This is a genomic window from Umezawaea beigongshangensis, assembly GCF_016464305.1.
In the GTDB taxonomy this organism is placed as follows: domain Bacteria; phylum Actinomycetota; class Actinomycetes; order Mycobacteriales; family Pseudonocardiaceae; genus Umezawaea_A; species Umezawaea_A beigongshangensis.
This window is the reverse complement of the sequence record NZ_JAEIOJ010000004.1, coordinates 54,591-79,407: the sequence shown is the minus strand read 5'-3', so window position 1 is coordinate 79,407 and position 24,817 is coordinate 54,591. Positions and strand designations below refer to the sequence as shown.

The window sequence follows — 24,817 nt, the reverse complement described above, 5'->3', positions numbered from 1 at the left end:
CCGGCCCTCCACACCCGGTCACCGGTTCGGCCGCAGTGGTCCACACCTGCGGCGGACGCGGCCGTCCTCTCCCCCTCCTAGCGTCGAGGGCGGGGAGGTCTCATGACTCATCACTCGTCGGTGCTGATCGTCCTGGCCAAGCAGGGGGAGCTGGACGCGCTGGCTCACGCGTCCGAGCGCGACGCCCGCGAGGTCCAGCCCCTGGTCGAGTTCGTCCCCGGGCCGAAGCGGGACGGCCGGGTGGCGAAGGGGTTCACCACCGCCGTGGGACACCTCACCGGACGAGGGCGGCCGGTGATGGTCGACTGCTCGCAGCTGGAGGGCCTGGACGAGTTCGGCACGGGTCCGCTCGGCGCACTCGGCGCCCGCTGCCAGGACACCGCCGACGCGCTGCTGGACCGCGACCAGCTCTTCCACCGGGAGCCGCTGCTCGTCCCGGTGGTGCGGCGGGACGCGTCGGACCAGCGGATCGTCGCGGCGAAGATCGTCGCCGAGCAGTACGGCTGCGGTCTCTGCCTGCGTGTCCAGCTCACGCCCGACACCGATCAGGAGACGATCGCCCGGAGCGTCGAGCGGACGCTGTCCGTGCTCCACCTCCCACCGAGCGAGCTGTCGGTGGTCCTGGACCTGGGCTACCTCGGGGACCTCACCGGCTCGGCGTGGCAGGTGCGGGTGGCCGACGCCGCACTCGACGGAGCGGACCGGGTTCCCGGCCTGCGCTCGGTGTCCGTCGCGGCCGGATCGGCCCCCGGCGGGCGCGACGACTACACCGGCCGGTTGCTGCCGCGTCACGAGGAGACCCTGTGGGAGCGCTTGGGCCGGAGGTGCGGATTCGCCGACCACGGCGTGGTGCACCCGGTGCGGAAGGAGAGCGGCGGCCGCCGGAGCACACCGAACCCGTACCTGCGCTACACCGTCCGCGGCGGGGCGCTCTGCTTCAGCGAGAAGGTGCCGCGCCCCGGTGGCGTGCCGAAGGGCGAGGACCTCGGCGAGGGGTTCGACAGGATCAGTCACGACCTCGTGGTGGGACACGGCGACGACTTCGCCGGTCCCGACTTCTCGTGGGGCGACCGGCAGTTGCACGAGTGCGCGCGACGGGGCGGGCGCACGGCGAAGACGGTGCCGCGCTGGATCGGCGTGGCCACGTCGCACCACGTGGCGTACCTGGCGCACCGCTTCGCGCGACCGCGCTGAGCCGCGCGCCGCGTCGGCGACCAGCCCGCGGTGCTCGAACGCTCAACTCACCGTGCTCCAACGCTCAACTCGCCGTGCCTGAACGCTCAACTCGCGCATCGCGGGTGGCGGAGCACCCGGACCGCCGCGACGTGGGCGCGATCGACTACTCGGTCAGCGATTCCAGGGAGTCCAGGGCGTCCAGGAGTGCCCGGCGGTGGTCCGGGGTCAGGCCCTCCAGGCGGCGGCGCAGCTCCTCGACGCGGGCCGAGCGCACGCCGGACACCATCGTCTCGCCCTCGGGGGTGGGGGTGGCCAGCCACGCCCTGCCGTCCTGGGGGTCCGGCTCGCGGCGCACGTAGCCCGCCTCGACGAGCGCGGCGACGATGCGGGACAGCGTCGGCGGGGCGACGCCCTCCTTCGCGGCCAGGTCGCCGAGCCGCATCGGGCCGCAGCGGGCCAGCGTCGCGAGCGCGGACACGGCGCCCGGTCCCAGACCGGGAGAGCCGGTGCGGCGCAGCAGCCTGGCGAGCCTGCCGATCGCGAGGTACAGGCGCGCGGTGGCATCGGAGATCTCGTCGGCCATCGGGGCCGTCACGGCACTCTCCTCCTCGAAGACGACGTCGAGACACCACGTGGTGAGTGCTCCAGCATCCACGATGCCGTTGCGCGCTGCCAGCAGCCCTCTCAGATCGCGTCGCGGTCGGGACTCGACGCCTGCGCCCAGAACCGCTGCGGGATGCGACCGGCGAGCCTCGCCAGGCGACCGGCCTCGACGGCCGCGCGCATCGCCGCCGCCATGCGCTCGGGGTCCTGCGCCCTGGTCACGGCCGTGGCGAGCAGCACGGCCGAGCAGCCCAGCTCCATCGCGAGCGCCGCGTCGGACGCCGTGCCGATGCCCGCGTCGAGCACGACGGGAACCGCGGCGCGGGAGGTGATCAGCTCGATGTTGTGCGGGTTGCGGATGCCGAGACCGGTGCCGATGGGCGAGCCCAGCGGCATCACGGCGACGCAGCCCACGTCCTCCAGCCTGCGGGCCAGCACGGGGTCGTCGTTGGTGTAGGGCAGCACGGCGAACCCGTCGTCGACGAGCTGCTCGGCGGCGTCGAGCAGCTCGATCGGGTCCGGCAGCAGCGTGCGGTCGTCGTGCACGACCTCCAGCTTCACCCAGTGCGTGCCGAGCGCCTCGCGCGCGAGCCGCGCGGTGAGCACCGCCTCGGCCGCGCCGCGGCAGCCCGCCGTGTTGGGCAGGGCCTCGATCCCCAGGCGCCGCAGCAGGTCCAGCACGCCGGTGCCGCCACCGGCGTCGGCGCGGCGCAGGGCCACGGTGGTCAGCTCGGTGCCCGACGCCACGAGGGCGCGCTCCAGGACGGCGAGGTTCGCCGCTCCCCCGGTCCCCATGACGAGCCGCGAGCCGAACTCGCGGCCGGCGATGATCAGCGGGTCGTCCACGTCAGCCTCCCTGCACGGCGGTCAGAACCTCGACGACGGCCCCGTCCGTCACGGGGGTGCCGGACCAGGCGGCGCGCGGCACCACCTCGCCGTCCAGCGCGACGGCCACGCCGGTGCCCGGCAGGCCGAGCAGTTCGACGACCGACGCGACGGTGGCGTCCTCCGGCAGGTCGCGCGGTTCGCCGTTGACCCTCGCCCTCACGTGTCCTCCCTCGTGCGCAGCAGGTCGAGGACCCGGTGCGCGGTCACCGGCGCCAGCAGCACGCCGTTGCGGTGGTGGCCGGTCGCGGCGAGCACGCCGGGTTCGAGCCACCGGATGATCGGCAGGTTGTCCGGGCTGCCCGCGCGGAACCCGGCCGCGGACTCGGTCAGCGCGTACTCGGCGACGCCGGGCAGCACGGTCTCGGCGTCGCGCAGCAGGTCGCGGACGCCGCCGACGGTGACGGCCGGGTCGAAGCCCGCCTCGTACTGGGTCGCGCCGAGCACGAGGCCGTCGTGGCGGGGCACGAGGTAGACCTGCCTGCCCTCGACGTGGGCGCGGACGACGTGCCGCGGCGGGGGGAGCGCGCCGGGCCGGGCGGTCAGCCGCAGGATCTCCCCCTTCACCGGGCGGACGAGGGCCTTCAGCTCGTCGTGCAGCTCACCGCTCCACGCGCCCGCCGCGATCACCGTGACGACCGAGGGGTCGGGGGCGCGGACGCGGCGTTCCTCGAAGACCGCTCCGGCCCGCACGCACGCCCGGCGCAGCGCGGTGAGCAGGGAGCGGTTGTCCACCGCCAGGTCTCCGGGCACCGACAGTCCACTGCGGACGGACGGACCGAGGCCGGGCTCGCGGCGGCGCAGCTCGCGGCCGGTGAGCCGGTCCGCCGTGCGGCCCAGGCCGTGCAGGTGGGCGGCGAGCTGGTCGAGCACCTGCGCGTCGGCCCGGTCGACCGCGACGGCCAGCGTCCCGCCGGTGTGCAGCTCCACGTCCAGGTCGCGGGCGAACCGCGGCCACAGGTCGAGCGAGCGGACGCCGAGGTCGAGCAGGGCCTCCTCGCCGGGCCACGCCTCGGTGACGGGGGCGAGCATCCCGCCGGCGACCCACGAGCCGCCGTGCGGGGAGGAGTCGTCGGAGACGGTCACCGCGAAGCCGTCGCGCGCGGCGAGCCACGCGATCGACAGACCGACGACCCCACCGCCGACGACGGCGACCTGCACTGCCAAGGCACTCACGCTCCCTGCGCCGGCATGACCCGGATCAGGTTCGACGGTCGGAGCGCTCCACGCTCCCTCTCAGCCCGGTCGTGTCCCGGGCTCCCGTGCGGACCGCTGTCACCGTAGCGCACCGGTTCGGCGCTTCCCACCTGCCGAGCGGGCGGTTACGGTGCCGCCGTGCCAGGACTCGACGGGAACACGATCAGGCGGCGGCTCGCGGACGCCAGGCTCTACCTCTGCACGGACGCGCGGTCCGGCGCCGACGACCTCGCCGAGTTCGTCGACGCGGCGCTGTCCGGCGGCGTGGACCTCGTGCAGCTGCGGGACAAGCGGGGCGGCGCACCGCTGGAGGCGCGGCAGGAGATCGCCGCGCTGGAGGTGCTGGCGGAGGCGTGCGAGCGGCACGGCGCGCTGCTGTCGGTCAACGACCGCGCCGACGTGGCGCTCGCGGTCGGCGCGGACGTGCTGCACCTGGGTCAGGACGACCTGCCGGTGGAGGTGGCGCGGCGCGTCCTCGGCGACGAGGTGGTGATCGGGCGCTCGACCCACGACGGCGAGCAGGTGCGCGCGGCGGCGCGGCAGGACGGCGTGGACTACTTCTGCGTCGGGCCGTGCTGGCCCACGCCCACGAAGCCCGGCAGGCACGCCCCCGGCCTCCCGCTGGTGCGCGAGGCGGCGGGGCTGGGCACCGAACGGCCGTGGTTCGCGATCGGCGGGATCGACGCCGACCGGCTCGGCGAGGTGCTGGACGCGGGGGCCGGCCGGATCGTGGTGGTGCGGGCGATCACGGAGGCGGAGGACCCGAGGGCCGCGGCGGAGGCGCTGCGCCGACGACTTGCGTGAAAGTTGTAGCAACTTCCCGTACCCTCGAAGTTGAACCTTCAACTTCCAAGGAGCGAACCGTGCCCGACGAGCGGATGCCCGTGCTCTACCTCGGCCACGGGGCGCCCCCGCTGGCCGACGACCCCACGTGGACCGGCGAGCTGGCCGCCTGGTCGGCGGCTCTGCCGACGCCTCGGTCGATCCTGGTCGTCTCCGCGCACTGGGAGGAGTCGCCGCTGACGCTCGGCTCCACCACGGGGGCACCGCTCACGTACGACTTCTGGGGCTTCCCGCGGCGCTACTACGAGGTCGCCTACGACGCGCCGGGAGCGCCGGAACTGGCCGCGGACGTGCGGGCGCTGCTCGGCGCCGCCGGGCCGGTGGCGAGCGACGAGGAGCGCGGACTCGACCACGGCGCCTACGTGCCGCTCAAGGAGATGTTCCCCGACGCCGACGTGCCGGTGCTCCAGATGTCGATGCCGAGCCTCGACCCGCTGGCGCTGTTCGACGTGGGGCGCCGGCTGGCCCCGCTGCGCGACGCGGGCGTGCTGGTGGTCGGCAGCGGCTTCCTCACGCACAACCTGAGCTGCGTGGACTTCGCCGCGGGCACCGGCAGCACCCCGCCGTCGTGGTCGGTGGAGTTCGACGACTGGGCAGCGCGGACGCTCGCCGCGGGCGACGTGGACTCGGTGCTGGACTTCCAGCGCAGGGCTCCGGCCGCCGGGATCGCGCACCCGCGCACCGAGCACTTCGCGCCGCTGTTCGTCTCGCTCGGCGCGAGCGGCGGGCAGGCCGCGCCGGAGACCGCCGTGGAGGGCTTCTGGTACGGCCTGTCCAAGCGCTCGTTCCAGTTCTCCTGAGGACGAGCGGAACGCCCCCGGACCCGAGGGGGGATGTGGAGCGGGTCCGGGGGCGTTCCGCGGAGGGCGACCGGCAGGGGCGGTCACCACCCGTCGCGTCAGCCCGTGGTCAGGGTCAGGCCGTACGCGGAGAGGGCCTCGCCCACCGGCTGGAAGTACGTCGTGCCGCCGGAGGAGCAGTTGCCGGAACCGCCCGAGGTCATGCCCTGGGCCTGGCTGTAGCCGGAGCCCGCGACCCACGAGCCGCCCGAGTCACCGGGCTCCGCGCAGGCGTTGGTGCGGGTCAGGCCGGACACCGAGCCCTGCGCGTAGTTCACCGTCTGGTTCTTGGCCTGGACGGTGCCGCAGCGCCAGCCGGTCGTGGAACCGGAGCGGCAGATCGCCGCGCCGACCGCGGCGGAGGTGGCACCGGTGACGGTCACGTTCGTGCCGCTGCGGTACACCCACGGACGCGGGGTCCAGTTGGCGTTGGTCCGCACCCAGGCGTAGTCGTTGCCGGGGAAGGACGACCCGGCGAAGGTGCCCTGGGCCACGCGGTTGAAGCCCGTGGTCGCCTGGCCGACCCGGCCGCAGTGACCGGCGGTGACGAAGCCGCCGGACACGGAGAAGCCGACCGAGCAGCGGCCGCTGCCGATGTAGTACGCGTCACCACCGCGGATGTCGTACAGCGGCGTGGGCGACTCGGTCACCTCGGCCACGACCACGGCCGGGCTGATGCCCTTCGCGGTCGCGACGAACGCGTCGGCGGCGGCGTCGCGGGTGTTCTTGTTGACCTCGACGACGACGGTGTTGCTCGTCTCGTCCACCCGCCAGCCCGTGACGGAGAGCGGCGCGGACAGGGTGTCGAGCACCGCCTTCGTGCCGTTCAGGGACTTCTGGGAGTGCTTCACGAACGTCACGTCGGCACCGGCCGCACGCGCGGCGGACGCCTTCGAGGCGTCGGTGAGACCGACCGTGAGCTTGCCGGTGCCCTGGTCGATCCAGGCACCGCCGAAGGAGTCGCCCGCGACACCCCGGACGGCGTTCTCGACGTCGACGGCGTTCGCGTCGCGCGTCAAACGCTCCTGCGCCTGTTGGGCGTTCAGGCCCAGGTCGCGCTGGGCCGCTTGGACCAATTCGGCGGGAACGGCAGCCGCTTCGGGCAAGCTTGCGGTGGCGGTCGCGGCAGCATCGGCGTTCGCCGGTACGCTGAACGATGTCGCGACACCGGCGGCGAGCAGAACAGCCCCGGTGAAGCGGGCCGCACTCGTGCGGTTCATGAACGTCTCCCTCATCTTCGGGTGCAGGGAACCCGAGAACTGGTTGCAGGGACCACTCTCGGGGGCTCTAGGGGGACGGGTGGTGGGGCGGCGGCAGGGGTCGCCCCACCCCATCTTCTTCGTCCGTTCCCGTCCAGCTCGCCCTCACGGCGCTGGCGCTGGCCGACGTCCACGGCGGAGCGACGCGCATCTCATCATCGACCACGAGCGGCATCTGGCACTCCTTCCGGTGCAGGAACCGGTCGGTCAGTCACCCGTAAGAGCGACTTCATGGCCTCTTCACCTATGACGGTCCAGGCCATCCGAGGGCTGAGTGTGTCACAGCACCCGCTCGGTCAACTGCGCTGTGTAGCCGTTGACTATTAACGTTTGCTCACCGTAGTGAAATGCACACTCAAACAATAAGAGTGCGGTGATCACATCCGGGCGAAGTACCCAAAAAGGGTCAACCGCCAGTGGTCGGTGCCACCGTCGGCTGACTGGGTGTCATTACTTCCGGCCGAGCGGGGGCGGACGTCACCCCTTCGGACGTCTGCGGAGAGCCGGACGTCTCAGTCGGCTCGGACGACGTCTCCGGCGAGCCGGGCGTCGGGGCGCTCCCGCTCGACGGGCCGGTGGACGGCGCGGTCGTCGCGGACTCCTCGCTCGCGCTCGGCGCGTCGGTTCCGCCGGGCGTCTGCCGCTGCTCCTCCTGCCGCTGCTCCTCCTGCCGCTGCTCCTCCTGCCGCCGGCCGCCGCCCGAGCCGCCGCCCTCGGTGATCGCGCCGATCGTCGTGGCGCTCCCGTCGCCGGACAGCGACTCGCCGCGCGCCCACTCGATCCCGGTGACCGCGAGCATCCCGATCACGAACACCAGCACGCTGGCCGCCGCGGCGAGGTGCCAGCGCGGCCGGGTCGCGCGAGCGGGCGGGGTCTCGATCGCGTGCACCCTCTCGCCGGGGCTCGCGGTGTCGGCGCCGACGGGGGTCTCGCCCCGCGCGGGTCTGATCACCCACGCCCTGCTGCCGACCTTGCGCACCGACTCGGTCGTGCGCTCCAGCGAACGCTGGTAGAGCGCACTGCCGATCGTGCTCACCACGCTCGCCACCGCGGCTCCCGCCACGGTTCCGGCGACGTTCAGCCGCGCTCCCAGCACGGCGGCGGTGACGGCGGCCAGCGCTCCAGCGGCGACCTGCACCGGGGTGATGCCCAGCGGTCCTGTCTTCTCCTGCTCGTCGCTCATGATCCTTTTCTGTGCGTAGACAACTCGGCTCTGACGGGGGACGGTTCACCCCGTAGAGGGGTTCACCGATCGTGAGGACCAACACCTCGTCCCGGCATCATGTTCACGTGACCCTCGTGACGATCGACGACATCCGGGCGGCGGCGGCGATCATCGCCCCCGCCGTCGTGCGCACGCCCCTGCTTCCGTGCGCCTGGTCGACGCCCGACCGACCGCTGTGGCTCAAACCGGAGAACCTCCAGGTCATCGGCGCGTTCAAGATCCGCGGCGCGTTCCACGCGCTGTCCCGGCTGCCCGAGGAGGTCAGGGCGCGCGGCGTCGTCGCCCACTCCAGCGGCAACCACGCGCAGGCCGTGGCCAGCGCCGCGAGGTCCTTCGGGGTGCCCGCCGCGATCGTGGTGCCCTCGTCGGCGCCGCAGATCAAGGTCGACGCGACCAGGGCGCTCGGCGCGGAGGTGCTGATCGTGCCGATGGCCGAGCGCGAGACGCGCGCCCAGCAGCTCGCCGAGGAGCGCGGGGCCACGCTGATCCCGCCGTTCGACCACCCGGACGTGATCGCCGGGCAGGGCACCGTCGGCCTGGAGATCGCCGAGGACCTGCCCGACGTGGAGGTGGTGCTCGTGCCGGTCAGCGGCGGCGGGCTGATCTCCGGCGTGGCGGCCGCGGTGAAGGCGCTCTGCCCGGACGCGGCGGTCGTCGGCGTGGAGCCCGAGCTGGCGGCGGACGCGCGCGAGGGTCTGCGCGCGGGAGAGCGGGTCGACTGGTCGCCCGAGCTGCGCGGGCGCACGATGGCGGACGGGCTGCGCGCCCAGCCGTCCGAGCTGACCTTCAGCCACCTGCGCGCGCTGGTGGACGACGTCGTGACGGTGTCGGAGGAGGAGATCGCCGCCGCGGTGCCGCTGCTGGCGCGGCGCAGCCGTCTCGTGGTGGAGCCCAGCGGCGCGACGGTCGTCGCGGCCCACCTGCACCGCGGCGCGGAGCTGCCCGCCGGGCGCACGGTCGCGGTCGTGTCGGGCGGCAACGTCGACCCCGCGCTGTTCACGTCCCTGCTGGCGGGCACCGGCGACCCGGCGCGCGCGTAGGGGGTCAGGCCCGCACGTGGGTGGGCGGCGCGTCGACGCCGCAGCTCAGGCAGTCGCCGGGCCTGGGCCGTTCCGGCGGCTCCGCGGTGGCCGGGCGGTTCAGCACGCGGTTGTCGACGCCGAGCGCCAGCACACCGCCCACCGCCGCCGCGACGGCGCACACGAGCAGCGCCGTCCGCCAGCCCGAGGTCAGGGCGGCCGGATCGGTGTACCCCGCGCCGGTCAGCCCGGCCACGGCCGGGAGCACGGCGACCGCGAGCAGGCCGCCCGTCCTGGCGACGGCGTTGTTCACACCGGAGGCCACCCCGGCGTGGTGGTCCGGCGCCGCGGCGAGGACGGTGGCCGTGACCGGCGCGACGACCGCGATCAGGCCGAGCCCGAACACCAGCACGCCGGGCAGCACGCCGGTCGCGTAGGTCGCGCCCGGTTCGGCGCGGCGCAGCAGCAGCATCCCGGCGGCGATCAGCAGCGGGCCGACGACCAGTTGCGCGCGTGGTCCGGCGCGCTGCGCGAGGCGGCCGGAGCGGGCGGAGAACAGCAGCATCAGCACGGTGATCGGCAGGCTCGCGACGCCCGCCGCCGTCGGCGAGTAGCCCAGCGACACCTGGAGCTGGAGGACCAGCAGCACGGACACGCCGCCCAGCGCGGCGTAGACGAGGAACGTCAGGGCGTTGGCCAGCACGAACGTCCGGTCGCGGAACAGCGAGGTCGGCACCAGCGGCGCGCGCCCGCGCGCCTGGAGCAGGACGAAGCCGCCCAGCGAGACGACGCCGACGACACCCGCGACGAGCACCAGCGGGTCGGCCGCACCGCGCGCGGGCGCCTCGACGAGCGCCGCGGTGACCCCGGCCAGGCCGAGCGCCCCCACGGCCGCGCCCGCGACGTCGAGCCGCCCGGTGATCTGCTCGTCGCGCGACTCCGGCACCGAGCGCTGGGCGAGCCACACGCACACGACGGCCACCGGAACGTTGATCAGGAACGCCAGCCGCCACGACCACGCCTGCACGAGCAGGCCGCCCACCAGCGGCCCGACGGCGGCGGCGACACCCGACAGGCCGGACCAGGCGCCGATCGCGCGGGCGCGGTCCGCGCGGGCGAACGCCGACTGGAGCACGGCCAGCGACCCCGGCGCGAGCAGCGCGGCACCGACGCCCTGGAGCACGCGCGCCGCGACGAGGTAGCCGACGTCGGGAGCGAGACCGCACAGCAGGGACGCGACGCCGAACCAGACGACACCGATCACGAAGACGCGACGCCGGCCGTAGCGGTCGCCCAGCGACCCGGCGACGAGGATCAGCGCGGCGAGCGACAGCAGGTACCCGTCGAGGATCCACTGCAGACCGGTGACCGAGGCCCCGAACTCCGCTCCGATGCTCGGCAGGGCGACGTTGACGACGGTGCTGTCCAGCATCGCGACGCCGGACCCCAGCACGGTCGTCGCGAGCACGGCCCGCGCCCGCGGCGTCCCCCAGGTGAGCTGCCCGTCCGCCACCGTCAGTGCGGACGGTTCAGGGTGGCGACGAACTTGTAGCGGTCGCCCCGGTAGACCGAGCGGACCCACTCCACCGGATTGCCCTCGGTGTCGAAGGAGTGCCGCGACAGCAGCAGCATCGGCAGGCCGATGTCGGCGCCGAGCAGCTCGGCCTCCTCCGGGCTGGCGAGCGCCGTCTCGATCGTCTCCTCGGCGTGGCCCATCTCGATGCCGAAGCGGTCGCGCAGCACCTGGTACAGCGAGCCGCCGGGCGCGAGGTAGCGGCGCAGGCCGCGGAACCGGCCGAGGGCGAGGTGCGTGGTCTCGATGGCCATCGGCTCGTCGTCGGCCAGGCGCAGGCGGTGCAGGCGGAGCACCTTCGCGCCGGCGCGCACGCCGAGCAGCCGGGCCAGTTCGGCCTCCGCGGGTTGCTCGGACGCCTCCAGCAGCCGGGACGACGGCTGGCGGCCCTGGGCGCGCATGTCCTCGGTGTAGGAGGAGAGCTGCAACCGCTGCGCCACCTTGGGTTCCGCCGCGAACGTGCCCTTGCCCTGCACGCGCAGCAGCCTGCCCTCGACGGTCAGCTCGGCGAGGGCCTGGCGGACCGTGGTGCGGGAGACGTCGAACTCGGCGGCGAGGGAGCGCTCGGTGGGGATGGGCGATCCGGGCGGCAGCGCGCGCAGCAGGTCGAGCAGGTGCCGCTTGAGACCCCAGTACTTCGGCTCGCGCTGCGCGCGGGTCCTGGTGTCCACGCCCGGCGCAGGCGTCGTCTCCAGCATGGCTCTCCTCCTCGAAGGACTGCGCGGCTCCCGCTCACAGGATGCCCTGTCCAGCGCACATCGTGCTTCCGAACCCCCGAGAAGCGGCCGGAAATTGATCGGATGACTTTGCAACGTCTCGGCAACGTCCTTGACAGGACCTGTGGCGCGGCACACTCTATGCCGCATTGGTCTACACCACTTCGAAGATCCGGCGAGGGCCGGGCTTGGTGAAAGGGCGCACACTGTGAAGGGCTGGAGAGGACTCGCCGCCGGTGCCGCCGCACTGGCGGTGGCACTGACCGCGTGCGGGACGAGCGGCAGCGGCGGCGCGGGCGGCGACAAGACGCTGACCGTGTGGCTGATGGACGGTTCCGCGCCCGCGGCGCTGACCGACTCCCTGAACAAGGAGTTCCAGGAGTCGAACCCCGGCGTCACGGTCAAGTACGAGGTCCAGAAGTGGACCGGCATCCAGGAGAAGCTGACCACGGCGCTGACGAGCAACAACCCGCCGGACGTCATCGAGCTCGGCAACACCCAGACCCCGAAGTTCGCCGCCGAGGGCACCCTGCTGGACCTCTCCGGTGACGTGTCGAACCTCAACGGCGACCAGTGGCTCGGCGGTCTGAAGGACTCGCTGACCTGGGACGGCAAGCAGTACGGCGTGCCGTTCTACGCCGCGAACCGCACGGTGGTCTACCGGACCGACATGTTCGAGGCCGCCGGCATCGCCACGCCGCCGACCTCGCGCGCCGAGTGGCTCGACGCGATCGAGAAGCTCAAGGCCGCGAACGCGTCCAACCCGGACTTCCAGTCCGTGTACCTGCCCGGCCAGTCCTGGTACGTCCTGCTGTCCTTCATCTGGGACGAGGGCGGCGACGTCGCGAAGAGCGACGGCGGCACCTTCACCGGCACGCTGACGACGCCCGAGGCCAAGGCGGGCCTGAAGTTCTACGAGGAGCTGGTCGAGAAGTCCGGCACCAAGGCCCCGAAGGACACCGACGAGGCCACCCCGCAGCAGATGGAGGTGTTCGCCCAGGGCAACACCGCCATGATGATCGGCCTGCCGTGGGAGCTCGCGGGCGCCGTCAAGGCCAACCCGGAGCTGGAGGCCAAGACCGCGGCCTTCCCGATCCCCTCGAAGACCGCGGGCAAGACCGCCCCGGTGTTCCTCGGCGGCTCGAACCTCGCCATCCCGGCCGGCAGCGCCAACGCCGACCTGGCGAAGTCCTACCTGAAGCTGCTGGGCGGCAAGAAGTACCAGGACCAGCTCGCCGCGACCGGCATGGTCCCCGGCACCTCGACCGACACCACGCAGCTCGCCTCCAACCCGGTCGGCGAGGCCATGGCGGCCTCGGCCCCCGGCGGCAAGGTCACCCCGGTCACCCCGGCGTGGGCGGCGGTCGAGGCGGGCCAGAACCCGCTGAAGGACCTGCTGACGTCCGTGCTCACCGGCACCCCGGTGGACGACGCCACCGCGTCGGCGAACGACGCGCTGACCAAGCTGCTCGCGGGCTGACGGACGTCCGATGACGGCCGTGAAGACCACGACCGACGCCGTGCCGGCCGGGGTTCCCACCCCTCCGGCACGGCGTCGTGCTGCCACGGGCGGCGCACCGCGCCGCCGGGCGGGCGCCCTCGACCGGGCCCTGCCCCACCTGCTGCTGGCCCCCGCCGTGATCGGCATCCTGTGGCTGATCGGGTTCCCGGTGCTGTCCGTGCTGTTCACCAGCTTCCGCAAGCTCGACCTGGGCGAGCTGGTGCGCGGCGAGATCGTGTGGACGGGGCTGGACAACTACGCCGAGGTGCTCGGCGACAGCGAGTTCTGGACGATCACCCTGCGCACGGTCGTCTTCACCGCCGTCGTCGTCGGCGTCTCGGTGCTCGCCGGTCTGCTGATCGCGCTGCTCATGAAGCAGCTCCACCCGGTCGTGCGGATCGTTCTGCAGATCGCGATGCTGCTGGCGTGGGCGATGCCCCAGCTCGCGGCGACCACCGTCTACCAGTGGATGTTCGACCAGCAGTTCGGCATCCTCAACAAGACCCTGGTGAAGATCGGCTTCGAGTCGTTCGCCGGGTACTCCTGGTTCACCACCGGCACCTCCACGCTGTCGGTGATCGGACTCCTGATCGTCTGGCAGGCCATCCCCTTCCTGGCCTTCTCGCTCTACGCCGGCGTGATCGGGGTGCCGAAGGACCTCTACGAGGCCGCCGGGATCGACGGCGCCAGCCCCGTGCAGACGTTCCGCGCGGTCACCTGGCCCGAGCTCAAGCCGCTGCTGCTCATGGTGACGTTCCTGTCGATGCTGTGGGACTTCAAGGTGTTCACCCAGGTGTGGGTGTTCAAGCAGGGCGGTCCCGACGGCGGGAGCACGACGCTCCCGGTGCTCCAGTACCTCAAGGGCATCTCGCAGAGCCACTTCGGCGTGGCCGCCGCGGTGAGCGTGCTGATGGTGCTCATCCTCGGCGCGCTGACGTTCCAGTACGTCCGCAGGCTGATCCGCTCCCAGGAGGGTGTCCTGTGACCGCCAAGAAGGTGGCGGCGAACGCCGCGGCGGTGCTCGTCGCCCTGTTCTTCGCCTTCCCCACGTACTGGATGGTGACGACGGCGCTCAAGCCGCGCGCCGACCTGCTGTCGAGCGACTTCGACCTGATCCCGTCGACGGTGGTGTTCACCAACTTCTCCACGGCGTGGAGCAAGCCGGGCTTCCTGTCGTCGCTGACCAACAGCCTGCTCGTGTCGCTGTCGGCGGTGGCCGCCGCGCTCGTCGTCGGCCTGCTCGCCGCGGTCGCGCTGGCCCGGATGAGGTTCCGCGGCCGCAAGGGCTTCCTGCTGATGATGCTCGTCGCGCAGATGGCGCCCTTCGAGGCGCTGCTGATCCCGATGTTCCTGATGATGCGGGACCTCGACCTGCTCGACCGGCTCCCCTCGCTGATCCTCATCTACTTCGCGGTGACGCTGCCGTTCTGCGCCTGGACGCTGCGCGGCTTCGTCAACGGCATCCCCGCGGAGCTGGAGGAGGCCGCGATGGTCGACGGCTGCGGCCGGTGGGGCGCGTTCCGCCGGGTCACGCTGCCGCTGCTCGGCCCCGGCCTGGTGGCGACGTCGGTGTTCGCGTTCATCACGGCGTGGAACGAGTTCCTCTTCGCGCTCGTGCTGATCCGCGACCAGAACAAGCAGACGCTGCCGGTGTGGCTGTCCGGCTTCCAGTCGGCGTTCGGCACGGACTGGGGCGGCACGATGGCCGCGTCCGCGCTGTTCACCGTGCCCGTGCTGGTGTTCTTCCTGATCGTCCAGCGCAAGATGGTGGCCGGCGGGACCGCCGGCGCCGTGAAGGGATAGCGCCCATGTCCTTGCACGAGCTGGCGGCGGCCGTGCTGCTGCCCGGTTTCCACGGCACGACCGCGCCGGACTGGCTGCTGCGCCGCGTGGCGGACGGCGGCCTCGGCGGTGTGGTGCTGTTCGGCCGCAACGTCGTGGACGACCAGCAGGTGTCCGCGCTGAGCGCGGCCCTGCGCGCGGCCAGGCCGGACGTCGTGATCGGCATCGACGAGGAGGGCGGTGACGTCACCCGGCTCGACGCCGGGCGCGGGTCGGAGGTTCCTGGCAACCACGCGCTCGGCGCGGCCGGGGACGTGACGCTGACCCGCGAGGTGGCCGCGTCGATGGGCGCGCGGCTCGCGGCGTGCGGGGTCAGCCTGAACCTCGCGCCGTCCGCCGACCTGGTCCTGACGCTGGAGGACCCGATCATCGGCGTCCGCGCGTTCGGCTCGGACCCCGAGGAGGTCGGCCGGCACGTCGCCGCCTACGTCGGCGGGATGCAGGCGGTCGGCGTCGCGGCGTGCGCGAAGCACTTCCCCGGCCACGGCGCGTCCACGGCCGACTCGCACCACGAGCTGCCGGTGCTGCCGCGGACCGAGGAGGAGCTGACCGCGGTCGAGCTGGTGCCGTTCCGCGCGGCGGTGGCCGCGGGGGTGCGGTCGATCATGACCGGGCACCTGGTGGTGCCCGCGTGGGGCGACGCCCCGGCGACGCTGAACCCGCGCGCGATCGAGGTGCTGCGCACCGAGCTGGGCTTCACCGGCGCGATCATCACCGACGGGCTGGACATGAAGGCCGTGGGCGGCGACCTGGCGCACGGCTCGGTGCGCGCGCTGGTGGCCGGGGTGGACGCGCTGTGCCTCGGCGGCGAGCCGCTCGACGACGCGGGGCTGGAGGCGCTGATCGCCAGCGTCGTGGCGGCCGTGGAGTCCGGCGAGCTGCCGGAGGAGCGGCTGGCGGAGGCGGCGCGGCGCACGGCGGCGCTGGGCACTCCCCCGACGAGCACGCCCGCCCACGACCCGGAGCTGGGTCTCGCGGCGGCGCGGCGGGCGGTGCGGGTGCGCGGCGAGCTGGCGCTGTCGGCTCCGCCGCTGGTGGTGGACCTCGTCGTGGCGCCGTCCGTCGCGGTCGGCGACGTGCCGTGGGGCCTCGGGCCGCACCTGGTGGAGCTGCTGCCGGGCACCGAGGTGCTGACCTCGTCCGCGCCGACGGCCGCCGAGGTTGCGGCGGTGGCCGAAGGGCGGACGATCGTGGTCGTGACCAGGGAGGCGCACCGGCACGCGCGAGCTCGCGACCTGGTGGTCGAGTTGGCTAATATTGGTCTAGACCTCGTGCACGTCGAGACCGGCGTGCCTGGTCCCGACCTGGGCAGCGCCGCCCGAATCGACACCCACGGCGGGTCACGGGTGTGCCTGCGGGCCGCAGCGGAGCGGATCGCCTCCACGACAGGGGTCAGAACATGAGCACCGAACAGCAGCCGGGCGGCCACATGGCCGCGGAGATCGCCCAGCAACCGGCGATCTTCGACCGACTCGTGGCCCGTCGCGCCGAGATCGCCGAGGTGGCCGAGGTCGTGCGCCGGCGCGCGCCGCGCTTCGTCCTGCTCGGCGCGCGCGGCTCCAGCGACCACGCCGCGCTCTACGCCAAGTACCTGACCGAGGTCCTGCTCCAGCTCCCCGCCGGCCTGGTGTCGCCGTCGACCACCACGCTCTACGGCGCCGAGCCGGACCTGACCGACGTGCTGGTGATCTCGGTCAGCCAGAGCGGCGGCTCGCCCGACCTGCTGGAGGTCACCGAGTCGGCGCGGCGGCGCGGCGCGCTGACCGTGGCCGTGACCAACACGTCCGGCTCGCCGCTGAACGCCGCGGCCGAGCTGTCGATCGACGTCGGCGCGGGCCTGGAGAGGGCCGTGGCGGCGACGAAGACGTACTCGGCGACGCTGCTGGCCCTGTACCTGCTGGTGGACGCGGTCCGCGGCGGGCGTGGCGAGCACGCGGCGGCGCTGGGCGAGCTGGCGCAGAAGACCCTCGACCACTCGCGGGAGGCGGTGGCCGAGGCCGTGCAGCGCTACCGCTTCGTGAACCGGGTCATCACGACCGGCCGCGGCTACTCGTCGGCGACGGCGGCGGAGGCGGCGCTGAAGCTCGCGGAGACCAGCTACCTGGCCGCGCGCTCCTACAGCGGGGCCGACCTGCTGCACGGCCCCGTGGCGGCCGTGGACGGCGAGACCGGCGTGCTGGCCGTGACCAGCGCCGGCCGGGGCGGCGACGCGCTGCGCGAGGTGCTCGACGTGGTGCACGGCCGCGGAGCCGACGTGCTCGCGGTCGGCTCGGCCGCCGACGAGGTGGCCGCGGCGCTGCGCGTCCACGTCGAGCGGACGGCCGAGGAGGTCGCGCCGGTCCTGGAGATCCTGCCGATCCAGCGCCTGGCCCACGGTCTGTCGCTGGCCAGGGGTGGCGACCCGGACGCCCCGCGCGGGCTGAACAAGGTGACCCGCACCCGCTAGACCGTCACGAGCGGGGAGGGACGCGCGTGCGTCCCTCCCCGCTCGCGTCTCCGGCCGGACCCGGCGCCGCCTCCGGGTAGCGCTCGCGGAAGGCGCTGCTCGCGGCAGGTCCGGCGGCGAAGACGAACCCGTCGCCGTCGACCCGGCGGCCGGTGGCCGCGTCCACCAGCACCGGCTCGACCTCCCGGCGCGTCCCGGCGTCGACGAGCACCATGCTGCGCTGCTCGGGGGCGAGCCGGGAGTTGCCCCACGCGGCGAGCGCGACGAGCACGGGCCGCAGCGACCGGCCCAGGTCCGTCAGCACGTACTCGTGGCGCACCGGCCGCTGCTGGTAGGGCCGCTTCTCCAGCAGCCCGTCGTCGACCAGGGCGCGCAACCGCGCGGTGAGCATGCTGGTGGAGATCCCCAGGTTCTCCTGGAACTGGTCGAACCGCGTGTAGCCGTCGAACACGTCGTGCAGGATCAGCAGCGTCCACCACTCGCCGACGTAGCCCAGGGCCGTCGACAGCGGGCACTCCCGGTCCTCCAGCCGCACCTTGCTTCCCACCACGCCACCTCCGCACCCAGTAGGTGCTAATGTCGAAGTCACTTACTTCTATTTTAGCACTCACAGGAGGTCGGCAGTGGAACTGGCGAGCAGGCACGCCCTGGTCACGGGTGGCACGAAGGGCACCGGCGCGGCGGTCGCCGCACGCCTGGCCGAGCTGGGGGCCGAGGTCACCGTCACCGCGCGGAACGCGCCGGCGACCCTCCCGCCCGGCGCGAGGTTCCTCGCCGCCGACACCGGCACCGCCGCGGGCGTGGCACGGGTCGCCGCCGAGGTCGGCGAGGTCGACGTGCTGGTGCACGTCGTGGGCGGCTCCAGCGCGCCCGCGGGCGGGTACGCCGCGCTCACCGACGAGCACTGGGCGGCCGAACTGGACCTCAACCTGCTCGGCGCGGTGCGCCTGGACCGGGCGCTGGTGCCGGGCATGACCGCCCGCGGCCGGGGCGCGGTGGTGCACGTGACCTCCGTGCAGCGCGAGATGCCGCTGCACGAGGCGACGCTGGGCTACGCCGCGGCCAAGGCCGCGCTCACCACCTACAGCAAGGGCCTGGCCACCGAGGTGGCCCCGCACGGCGTGCGGGTCAACACGGTCGCGCCGGGCTTCGTCCGCACCTCGGCGGCCGACGCGATGGTCACCCGCATCGCCCGCGGCCAGCGGATCACCGAGGCCGAGGCGCTGGACGGCGTCATGGCCTCCCTGGGCGGCATCCCGCTGGGCCGCCCGGCCCGGCCCGAGGAGGTCGCCGAACTGGTGGCGTTCCTCGTCTCCGACCGCGCCTCGGCCATCACCGGCGCCGAGCACCGCATCGACGGCGGCACCGTCCGCACCATCTGACCAGCACGGGAGAGGACGCACGACGAGCACGACCCCCGACGTCGTCCGCCGCTACTTCGAGCTGGCCGCCCGGCCCGACGACGAGGAGTACCTCGCCCTGTTCGCCCCGGACGCCGTGGTGCACGACGAGGGCCGCGAGCACAGCGGGCTCGACGCCGTCCGCGCGTGGCGGAGCGGGGTGCCGCTGGTGCGGTACGAGATCACCGACGTCGTCTCCACGCCGGAGGGCCCCGTCGTCACCACCACCATCAGCGGCGACTTCCCCGGCAGCCCGGTCGCGGGCCTGCGGTTCCGGTTCGAGGACTTCGACGACACCGCGATCCGCCGGCTGCGCATCGCGCCCTGACCGGGGAGGGGACCCGCGCGTCCCCTCCCCGTCCGGAGGTCAGGCCGGGGTGGCCGTCGCGTAGGAGGAGACCCCGGCCGCGCCGTCGAAGACGACCTCGCCGTCCGCGTCGAAGACGTCGGCGGCGGTGGCGGTGGCGGCGTCGAAGACGACCTCGCCGTCCACCCACACCCGACGAGGACGCAGGTCGTCGTCCCACCAGACCAGGTCGCCCACCGCGCCGGGGGCCAGCCTGCCCAGGGTCGGCTCGCCGATCGCGTCGGCGGGCACGATCGTCGCCGCCGCGAGGGCCCGCGCCGGGTCCACGCCCAGCGACACGACGTTGCGCACCGCGCGGTCCAGCGTCAGCGCGCTGCCCGCGATGACGCCCTCCGGCGAGCGCGGCACGCCGTCCTCGGCGAGCAGCACGTCCGCGCCGCCGAGCCGGTAGCGGCCGGGCGGCATCCCGGCCGCGGCCATGGCGTCGGTCACCAGGGCGACGCGGGACGCCGCCGCGGCGAACACGAGCCGGACCACGTCGGGTCCCACGTGCGCGAGGTCGGCGATCAGGCCGAGGGTGAAGCGCTCGTCCACCAGCGCCACGCCGGGCACGCCCGGTTCGCGGTGCCCCAGCGGGCGCTGCGCGTTGAACAGGTGGGTGACCATGGCGGCACCGGCGTCGGCCGCGGCCCTGGTCTGCTCGCCGGTGGCGTCGCTGTGGCCCACGGACACGAGCACACCGGCCTCGGTGAGGCGTCGCACGGCCTCCAGCGCGCCGGGCCGCTCCGGGGCCAGCGTCACCAGGCGCAGGGCGTGCCGCACGAGGTCGTCGCCGAGCAGGGCGTCGATCTGCGCCCGTCCCGGCTCGTCCATGAGGGCCGGGTCGTGCACGCCGGCGCGCTGCGGCGACAGGAACGGACCTTCGAGGTGCAGACCGAGCGGTCGCGCGCCGCCCGACTCCGGCAGCGCGGCAGCGGCGGCGAGCACCGCCCCGGCCTGCCGGAGGATCACGGCGACGGGCGCGGTGATGAGGGTGGGCACGAACCGGGTCACGCCGGTGCGCGGGAGCGCGTCGACGACCCTGCGCATCCCGGCCGCGTCGACGTCGGCGAAGTCGACGCCCACGGCGCCGTTGACCTGGAGATCCACCAGGCCGGGGGTGAGCAGCCCGCCGCCGCACACCTGCGCGCCGGGCGGGGGGTCGCCCGCCACTACCTCGACGACGCGGCCCTCGCGGATCCGCACCGAGGCAGGACCGGTGATCGAGTGGCCGAGCAGTGCCCGTGGAGCTGCAACGACGGTGTCCAAGGTCCCTCCAAGAGTGGTCCAGACCATTATGACGACGCCGGGCGGACAGCACCACCACTTCGTTAGAAGGTAACCGAATTCGGTAACAGAAAGTGAGAAATGACCGCAGGTCTGCGGAGAACGGTGAACGCCACCGGCCTGACATGAGAGTGATTCATACTGACGAACCAGACATCCGAGGTCTACGAGCGAGTCGAGGGCGCGTGGCAGTCACGGACGACGCGATCCTGCGCGTCAAGGAGATGATCGTCTCCGGCGAGCTGAAACCGGGCGACCGGCTGCCGCGCGAAGCCGATCTGGCCGAACGGCTCGGCCTGTCCCGCAACTCGCTGCGCGAGGCCGTGCGGGCCCTGTCGCTGGTGCGCGTGCTGGACGTGCGGCAGGGCGACGGGACCTACGTGTCGAGCCTGCGCGCCGACGAGCTGCTCGGCGCGCTGTCGTTCGTCCTGGAGCTGCACCACGGCGACGACTCGGTGCTCCAGGTGCTCCAGGTGCGCCGCATCCTGGAGCCCGCCGCCACCGCGATGGCGGCGCAGCGCGCGCAGCCCGACGAGATCGCCGAGCTGCGCGCGCTGTGCGACGCGGCCGAGACCGCGCGGTCGGCGCAGGAGCTGGCCGGGCACGACCTGGCGTTCCACCGGGCGGTCGCGCGCTGCTCGGGCAACACCTACCTCGCGCGGCTGCTCGACACGATGGCCGGTCCCGCCGCGCGGACGCGGGTCTGGCACGGCATCACCGGGGCGCGCGCCGTGGAGCGCGTCGTGGCCGAGCACCGCGCGATCGTCGACGCGCTGGAGGCGCGTCAGCCGGAGCTGGCCCGCTCGTGGTCCACGGTGCACGTCGCCGGTGTCGAGCGGTGGGTGTCGGGCTGACGGGCCGAACGCGGCCGGCCCGACGTCGAACACCGGCTCCGGCGGCGCCCGTCCCCGTGCGCGGGGTGTCGATCGAGCGCGCCGGGACGGGATCGGAACGTCCCCCGGTAGGAGGACTGGGGTAGCGGTCCCCGGCGGCCCCGGTGAAGATCGTGTCGGCCGTCGGACGAGGAGAGGACGAGCCGGTTGAACGTCTCGCAGATCGTGCCACCGCCCCGCCACGACGCCCCGATCCGGCTCCGGTAGCCGAGTGCGCCGCGCTGCTCCGCTCGGACGACGCACGGCCGAAGCCCGTCGACGACCCTCCGATCGGGGGTGCGGTCGACGGCCACGGGCCGACGTGGACCGGATCTGACCTCTCGCAGGGTCCGCCCGCACCGCGGGGAACGCGGGGGGAGCGGCCGTCGAACTCAGGGGATGAAGATGAGACACCACCGGCTGAACCGGCCGACGGGGGTGGGCGCCGCGCTCGGCGTCGCGCTCCTGACGACCGCGCTCACCGCACCGGGCGCGCAGGCCGCGCCCGAACCCGGCGCCGTGCTCGCCGAGCCGCTGCCGAACTCCGCGACCGAGGTCGTGCACACCGGGTCCTCCGAGCGGATCGGCGCGACGCTCGCGCGGGCGACCGGCACGGTCACCGCGTTCGTCGAGCTCGCCGAGACACCCGCCGTCGAGGCGTTCTCCGACGAGCGGGCGAGGAGCGCGGACCTGGGCGCGGCGACCGAGGCCGCCAAGCGCACGCGCGTCCGCAGCGCCGAGAAGGCCGAGAGGGTGCTGGAAGTGCTGCGCGACAAGGACTCCGCGACGCGGGAGGTCGCGAAGACCGCCAACGCCGTCGCCGGTCTCGTGGTGTCGGCGGACGCGGCCGGGGTGCGCGAGCTCGTGGCGCTGCCCGAGGTGCGCTCCGTCCGGCTGTCCGTGCCGAAGGTCGTGCAGAACGCCAGCTCCGTGCAGCTCACCAGGGCCGTGCAGGTCTGGCAGCGGACCGGTCGCCTCGGCGAGGGGATGCGCATCGGCGTCGTCGACACCGGCGTCGACTACACCCACGCCGACTTCGGCGGCCCCGGCACGCCCGAGGCGTACGACGCCGTCGACCGCACCACCGTCGACCCGTCGTTCTTCCCGACGGCGAAGGTCGTCGGCGGCTACGACTTCGCCGGTGACGACTACGACGCGGGGACGCCGGAGAGCTCCGTCCCGAAGCCCGACCCGAACCCGCTGGACTGCAACAGCCACGGCACGCACGTGGCGGGCAGCGCGGCCGGGCTCGGCGAGAACGCCGACGGCTCCACGTTCACCGGCGACCACTCGGCGCTCACGCCCGAGGCGCTGGACGCCATGCGGATCGGCCCGGGCAGCGCGCCGAAGGCGCAGCTCTACGCGCTGAAGGTGTTCGGCTGCACCGGGTCGACCAACCTCACCGGCCAGGCGCTGGACTGGACGCTCGACCCGAACGGCGACGGCGACTTCTCCGACCACCTCGACGTGGTGAACCTGTCGCTGGGCACCGACTACGGCGCCCAGGACGACCCGGACAACCTGTTCGTCCGCGAACTCACCGCCCACGGCGTCCTCGTCGTCGCGGCGGCGGGCAACGGCGGCGACTTCTACGACGTGGGCGGCTCCCCGGCGAACACGCCGGAAGCGCTGGCCGTCGCCAACTCCAGGGACGCGTTCGCGCTGCTCGACGGCGTGGAGATCCCCGACCTCGGCGACCGGCCCGGCCAGTACGGCCAGAGCTACACCGGCTACGAGACGCTCGACCTCACCCGGCCCGTCGTGCCGATGACCGACGCCGAGAACCTCGACGGGTGCACGGCGTTCTCGCCCGCCGACGCGGCGGCCGTGGCCGACAAGTTCGTCTGGCTGGAGTGGGACGACGTGGACGCCACCCGCGCGTGCGGGTCGGGTGCGCGGGTCGACAACGCCGAGGCGGCCGGAGCCGCCGGGGTGATCCTGACGTCCACGAGGGACAACTTCCTCGCGGGCATCGCGGGCAACGCGAACATCCCGACCTTCCAGTTCACCGGCACGGCCACCGCCGGGCAGCGTCCCGCGCTCCAGGCCGGCGCGCTGCGCGTGCGGATGACCGGCGCGCTGCGCAGGTCCGTGCCCACCACGACCCCGAAGCTCGCCGACACGATCACGCCGTCGTCCGCGCGCGGCTCCCGCGGCCCCGTCGCGGCCAAGCCCGACGTGTCCGCCCCGGGGGACACGATCGTGTCCGCCCACGTCGGCACCGGCGACAGCGGCGTGAGCATGGGCGGCACGTCGATGGCCGCGCCGCACGTGGCCGGCATCGCCGCGCTGGTGCGCGAGGCGCACCCGGAGTGGACTCCGGAGGAGGTCAAGGCCTCGGTGATGAACACCGCGGGCGGCACGGTGACCTCGGGCGACGACAACACCACGGGTCTGCCGGAGGCCCCGATGCGCGTCGGCGCGGGCCGCGTCGACGCGAAGGCCGCCGTGGACAACCGCGTCCTCGCGATGGTCGACGACGAGCCCGGCGCGGTCGGCGTGTCGTTCGGCCCGGTCGAGATCGACGGCCCCACGACGGCGACCAAGACCGTGCGGGTGCTCAACCGGAGCGACCACACCGTGCGGGTGGACGCGCGGTACGCGGCGGCCACGACCGTGCCAGGCGTGTCGTTCGACCTGTCCCGCTGGTCCCTGCGCGTCCCGGCGGGCGGTGAGGACCGGATCAGGGTGCGGTTCCGCGTGGTCGACCCGGCCGCGCTGCGCAAGGTCGCCGACCCGACGGTGGTCAAGCAGCAGTCCGGTGTGGCGAGGCAGTTCCTGGCCGAGGCGTCCGGCCGCCTGGTGCTCACGCCCGACGACGGCGGCAGCGTGCTGCGGGTGCCGGTGTACGCGGCTCCGAAGCCGACGGCGTCGATCAGCGCGTCACCGCTGTTCTTCCGCGGCGGCGGCTCGGCCGAGCTGACCCTGTCGGGCCGCGGGCTCGCGCAGGGCGAGGGCGACGCGGCGTACCGCTCGCTCGTGAGCGTCTTCGAGCTCCAGGGCACCAGCGGCCGGCTGCCCGACTGCGGCGACGGCGTCGCGACCGACTGCGCGATCAACCAGACCGCGAGGGGCGGCGACCTGCGCTACGTGGGCGTCGCGTCCACCGCGCCGCAGGAGCGGGCCGCCGGGACGCCGGACGAGGCGCTGCTCGCCTTCGGCGTGGCGACCTGGAACAACTGGGCGAACCTGGGCAGCACCACCACGCCGGAGATCAGGGTGGACACCACCGGCGACGGCGTCGGCGACTTCACGGTGCGGGTGGTGAAGCCGACCGACGCGAACGGCAACGTCAAGGCCGACCTGTGGATCGCGCTGACCACCACCGCCGCGGGCAGGATCGTCGACGAGCAGCCCGTCAACGGTCAGTGGGGCGAGGTCGACACGAACGTGTTCGACAGCGACGTCGTGGTGCTGCCGGTGTCGCTGACGGCGCTCGGCCTGGACCCGGCGGCGTCCTCGGCGCGGATCTCCTACGTCGCGGGCACCACGGGCAGCTACCCCGCTCCCGGCAGCCAGGACGGCTTCGTCGACCGGATCGGCGCGACGCTGTCGTTCGACCCGCTCGCACCCGGCCTGTGGGCGCAGGGCGGCGGCGAGCCGGCGCTGACGTACGTGGCGGCGCCCGGCGCGGTCGTCACCGTGCACCGGGACGAGGCGGCGCTCGCGCAGGACGCGGCGGAGAGCCTGCTCGTCCTGCACCACCACAACGGCTCGGGCACGCGCACGCAGGTGATCGACGCGCGCTGATCCGCACCCCGTCGAGGGCCCGGCACACCCGTTCGGGA

At 73.8% G+C, this 24,817-nt stretch carries 22 protein-coding genes, 1 pseudogene and 1 riboswitch; of the genes and pseudogenes, 13 read left to right on the top strand and 10 right to left on the bottom strand.

What is annotated here, in order from left to right; translation table 11 throughout:
- The first annotated feature begins 102 nt into the window (after positions 1-102).
- Positions 103-1,194: a beta family protein gene (locus IMZ35_RS12030; protein ID WP_199441120.1), complete on the top strand. Its 1,092-nt coding sequence runs from the start codon at positions 103-105 to the stop codon at positions 1,192-1,194.
- Positions 1,195-1,339: 145 nt separating this feature from the next.
- Here IMZ35_RS12030 and IMZ35_RS12025 read toward each other — a convergent pair whose 3' ends face one another.
- The 4 genes from IMZ35_RS12025 to thiO all read right to left on the bottom strand — a co-directional run bounded on the left by IMZ35_RS12025 (position 1,340) and on the right by thiO (position 3,840).
- On the bottom strand, positions 1,340-1,759 hold the full coding sequence (locus tag IMZ35_RS12025) for a MarR family winged helix-turn-helix transcriptional regulator (RefSeq protein WP_199441513.1): 420 nt from the start codon (positions 1,757-1,759) through the stop codon (positions 1,340-1,342).
- Positions 1,760-1,860: 101 nt separating this feature from the next.
- Complete coding sequence (locus IMZ35_RS12020) at positions 1,861-2,625, bottom strand: thiazole synthase (protein ID WP_199441119.1); 765 nt, start codon at positions 2,623-2,625, stop codon at positions 1,861-1,863.
- Position 2,626: 1 nt separating this feature from the next.
- Complete coding sequence (gene thiS / locus IMZ35_RS12015; protein WP_199441118.1) at positions 2,627-2,827, bottom strand: sulfur carrier protein ThiS; 201 nt, start codon at positions 2,825-2,827, stop codon at positions 2,627-2,629.
- Entirely contained in the window at positions 2,824-3,840 is a 1,017-nt protein-coding gene (gene thiO, locus IMZ35_RS12010; RefSeq protein ID WP_438816866.1) for a glycine oxidase ThiO, read from the bottom strand. Before thiO ends, thiS begins: the two co-directional genes overlap by 4 nt.
- Positions 3,826-3,938, bottom strand: a riboswitch (TPP riboswitch). (Overlaps the previous gene by 15 nt.)
- A gap of 61 nt (positions 3,939-3,999) precedes the next feature.
- Between thiO and thiE the strand changes: the two genes are divergently transcribed.
- Positions 4,000-4,665 carry a thiamine phosphate synthase gene (thiE, locus tag IMZ35_RS12005; RefSeq protein ID WP_199441116.1) on the top strand — a complete coding sequence of 222 codons (666 nt, stop codon included), beginning with the start codon at positions 4,000-4,002 and terminating at the stop codon, positions 4,663-4,665.
- Positions 4,666-4,739: 74 nt separating this feature from the next.
- Positions 4,740-5,504, top strand: coding sequence for a dioxygenase family protein (locus IMZ35_RS12000; protein ID WP_199441512.1), 765 nt, complete (start codon positions 4,740-4,742; stop codon positions 5,502-5,504).
- A gap of 98 nt (positions 5,505-5,602) precedes the next feature.
- Here IMZ35_RS12000 and IMZ35_RS11995 read toward each other — a convergent pair whose 3' ends face one another.
- Together IMZ35_RS11995 and IMZ35_RS11990 are read right to left on the bottom strand one after the other, a co-directional pair.
- Positions 5,603-6,763 carry a S1 family peptidase gene (locus IMZ35_RS11995; protein ID WP_199441115.1) on the bottom strand — a complete coding sequence of 387 codons (1,161 nt, stop codon included), beginning with the start codon at positions 6,761-6,763 and terminating at the stop codon, positions 5,603-5,605.
- A 445-nt stretch (positions 6,764-7,208) separates the two neighbouring features.
- Complete coding sequence (locus tag IMZ35_RS11990) at positions 7,209-7,985, bottom strand: hypothetical protein (protein ID WP_199441114.1); 777 nt, start codon at positions 7,983-7,985, stop codon at positions 7,209-7,211.
- 107 nt (positions 7,986-8,092) lie between these two features.
- Between IMZ35_RS11990 and IMZ35_RS11985 the strand changes: the two genes are divergently transcribed.
- Positions 8,093-9,067 (top strand): threonine ammonia-lyase, encoded by a 975-nt coding sequence (locus IMZ35_RS11985; RefSeq protein ID WP_199441113.1) that lies wholly within the window; start codon positions 8,093-8,095, stop codon positions 9,065-9,067.
- A 4-nt stretch (positions 9,068-9,071) separates the two neighbouring features.
- Here IMZ35_RS11985 and IMZ35_RS11980 read toward each other — a convergent pair whose 3' ends face one another.
- Both IMZ35_RS11980 and IMZ35_RS11975 read right to left on the bottom strand, forming a co-directional pair.
- Positions 9,072-10,559, bottom strand: coding sequence for an MFS transporter (locus IMZ35_RS11980; RefSeq protein ID WP_307867968.1), 1,488 nt, complete (start codon positions 10,557-10,559; stop codon positions 9,072-9,074).
- A gap of 2 nt (positions 10,560-10,561) precedes the next feature.
- Positions 10,562-11,317 carry a GntR family transcriptional regulator gene (locus tag IMZ35_RS11975; RefSeq protein ID WP_199441112.1) on the bottom strand — a complete coding sequence of 252 codons (756 nt, stop codon included), beginning with the start codon at positions 11,315-11,317 and terminating at the stop codon, positions 10,562-10,564.
- Between the two features lie 226 nt (positions 11,318-11,543).
- On the opposite strand from IMZ35_RS11975, the gene IMZ35_RS11970 reads away from it, so the two are divergent.
- From IMZ35_RS11970 to IMZ35_RS11950, 5 genes are read left to right on the top strand one after another with little or no spacing between them, the layout of a single operon-like run.
- A complete protein-coding gene (locus IMZ35_RS11970; protein ID WP_199441111.1) occupies positions 11,544-12,815 on the top strand; it encodes a sugar ABC transporter substrate-binding protein in 1,272 nt (423 codons plus the stop codon).
- 10 nt (positions 12,816-12,825) lie between these two features.
- Positions 12,826-13,821: a carbohydrate ABC transporter permease gene (locus IMZ35_RS11965; protein WP_199441110.1), complete on the top strand. Its 996-nt coding sequence runs from the start codon at positions 12,826-12,828 to the stop codon at positions 13,819-13,821.
- Positions 13,818-14,639, top strand: coding sequence for a carbohydrate ABC transporter permease (locus tag IMZ35_RS11960; RefSeq protein ID WP_199441109.1), 822 nt, complete (start codon positions 13,818-13,820; stop codon positions 14,637-14,639). The genes IMZ35_RS11965 and IMZ35_RS11960 overlap by 4 nt, the downstream gene beginning before the upstream one ends.
- A 5-nt stretch (positions 14,640-14,644) precedes the next feature.
- Complete coding sequence (locus tag IMZ35_RS11955) at positions 14,645-16,081, top strand: glycoside hydrolase family 3 protein (protein WP_199441108.1); 1,437 nt, start codon at positions 14,645-14,647, stop codon at positions 16,079-16,081.
- Positions 16,078-17,124: an SIS domain-containing protein gene (locus IMZ35_RS11950; protein WP_199441107.1), complete on the top strand. Its 1,047-nt coding sequence runs from the start codon at positions 16,078-16,080 to the stop codon at positions 17,122-17,124. The genes IMZ35_RS11955 and IMZ35_RS11950 overlap by 4 nt, the downstream gene beginning before the upstream one ends.
- A 4-nt stretch (positions 17,125-17,128) precedes the next feature.
- Here IMZ35_RS11950 and IMZ35_RS11945 read toward each other — a convergent pair whose 3' ends face one another.
- The gene (locus IMZ35_RS11945) at positions 17,129-17,671 is read right to left on the bottom strand and encodes a winged helix-turn-helix transcriptional regulator (protein ID WP_199441106.1); all 543 of its coding nucleotides are present in this window, start codon (positions 17,669-17,671) and stop codon (positions 17,129-17,131) included.
- A 76-nt stretch (positions 17,672-17,747) separates the two neighbouring features.
- On the opposite strand from IMZ35_RS11945, the gene IMZ35_RS11940 reads away from it, so the two are divergent.
- The gene (locus tag IMZ35_RS11940; RefSeq protein WP_199441105.1) at positions 17,748-18,506 is read left to right on the top strand and encodes an SDR family oxidoreductase; all 759 of its coding nucleotides are present in this window, start codon (positions 17,748-17,750) and stop codon (positions 18,504-18,506) included.
- Positions 18,507-18,561: 55 nt separating this feature from the next.
- Positions 18,562-18,852, top strand: a pseudogene (locus IMZ35_RS11935) (nuclear transport factor 2 family protein); the annotation flags it as partial.
- Between the two features lie 39 nt (positions 18,853-18,891).
- On the opposite strand, the gene nagA reads toward IMZ35_RS11935, so the two are convergent.
- The gene (nagA, locus tag IMZ35_RS11930) at positions 18,892-20,139 is read right to left on the bottom strand and encodes an N-acetylglucosamine-6-phosphate deacetylase (RefSeq protein ID WP_199441104.1); all 1,248 of its coding nucleotides are present in this window, start codon (positions 20,137-20,139) and stop codon (positions 18,892-18,894) included.
- Positions 20,140-20,342: 203 nt separating this feature from the next.
- On the opposite strand from nagA, the gene IMZ35_RS11925 reads away from it, so the two are divergent.
- Entirely contained in the window at positions 20,343-21,011 is a 669-nt protein-coding gene (locus IMZ35_RS11925; RefSeq protein WP_199441103.1) for a FadR/GntR family transcriptional regulator, read from the top strand.
- 423 nt (positions 21,012-21,434) lie between these two features.
- Complete coding sequence (locus tag IMZ35_RS11920) at positions 21,435-24,779, top strand: S8 family peptidase (RefSeq protein WP_199441102.1); 3,345 nt, start codon at positions 21,435-21,437, stop codon at positions 24,777-24,779.
- The last annotated feature ends 38 nt before the right edge of the window (positions 24,780-24,817 follow it).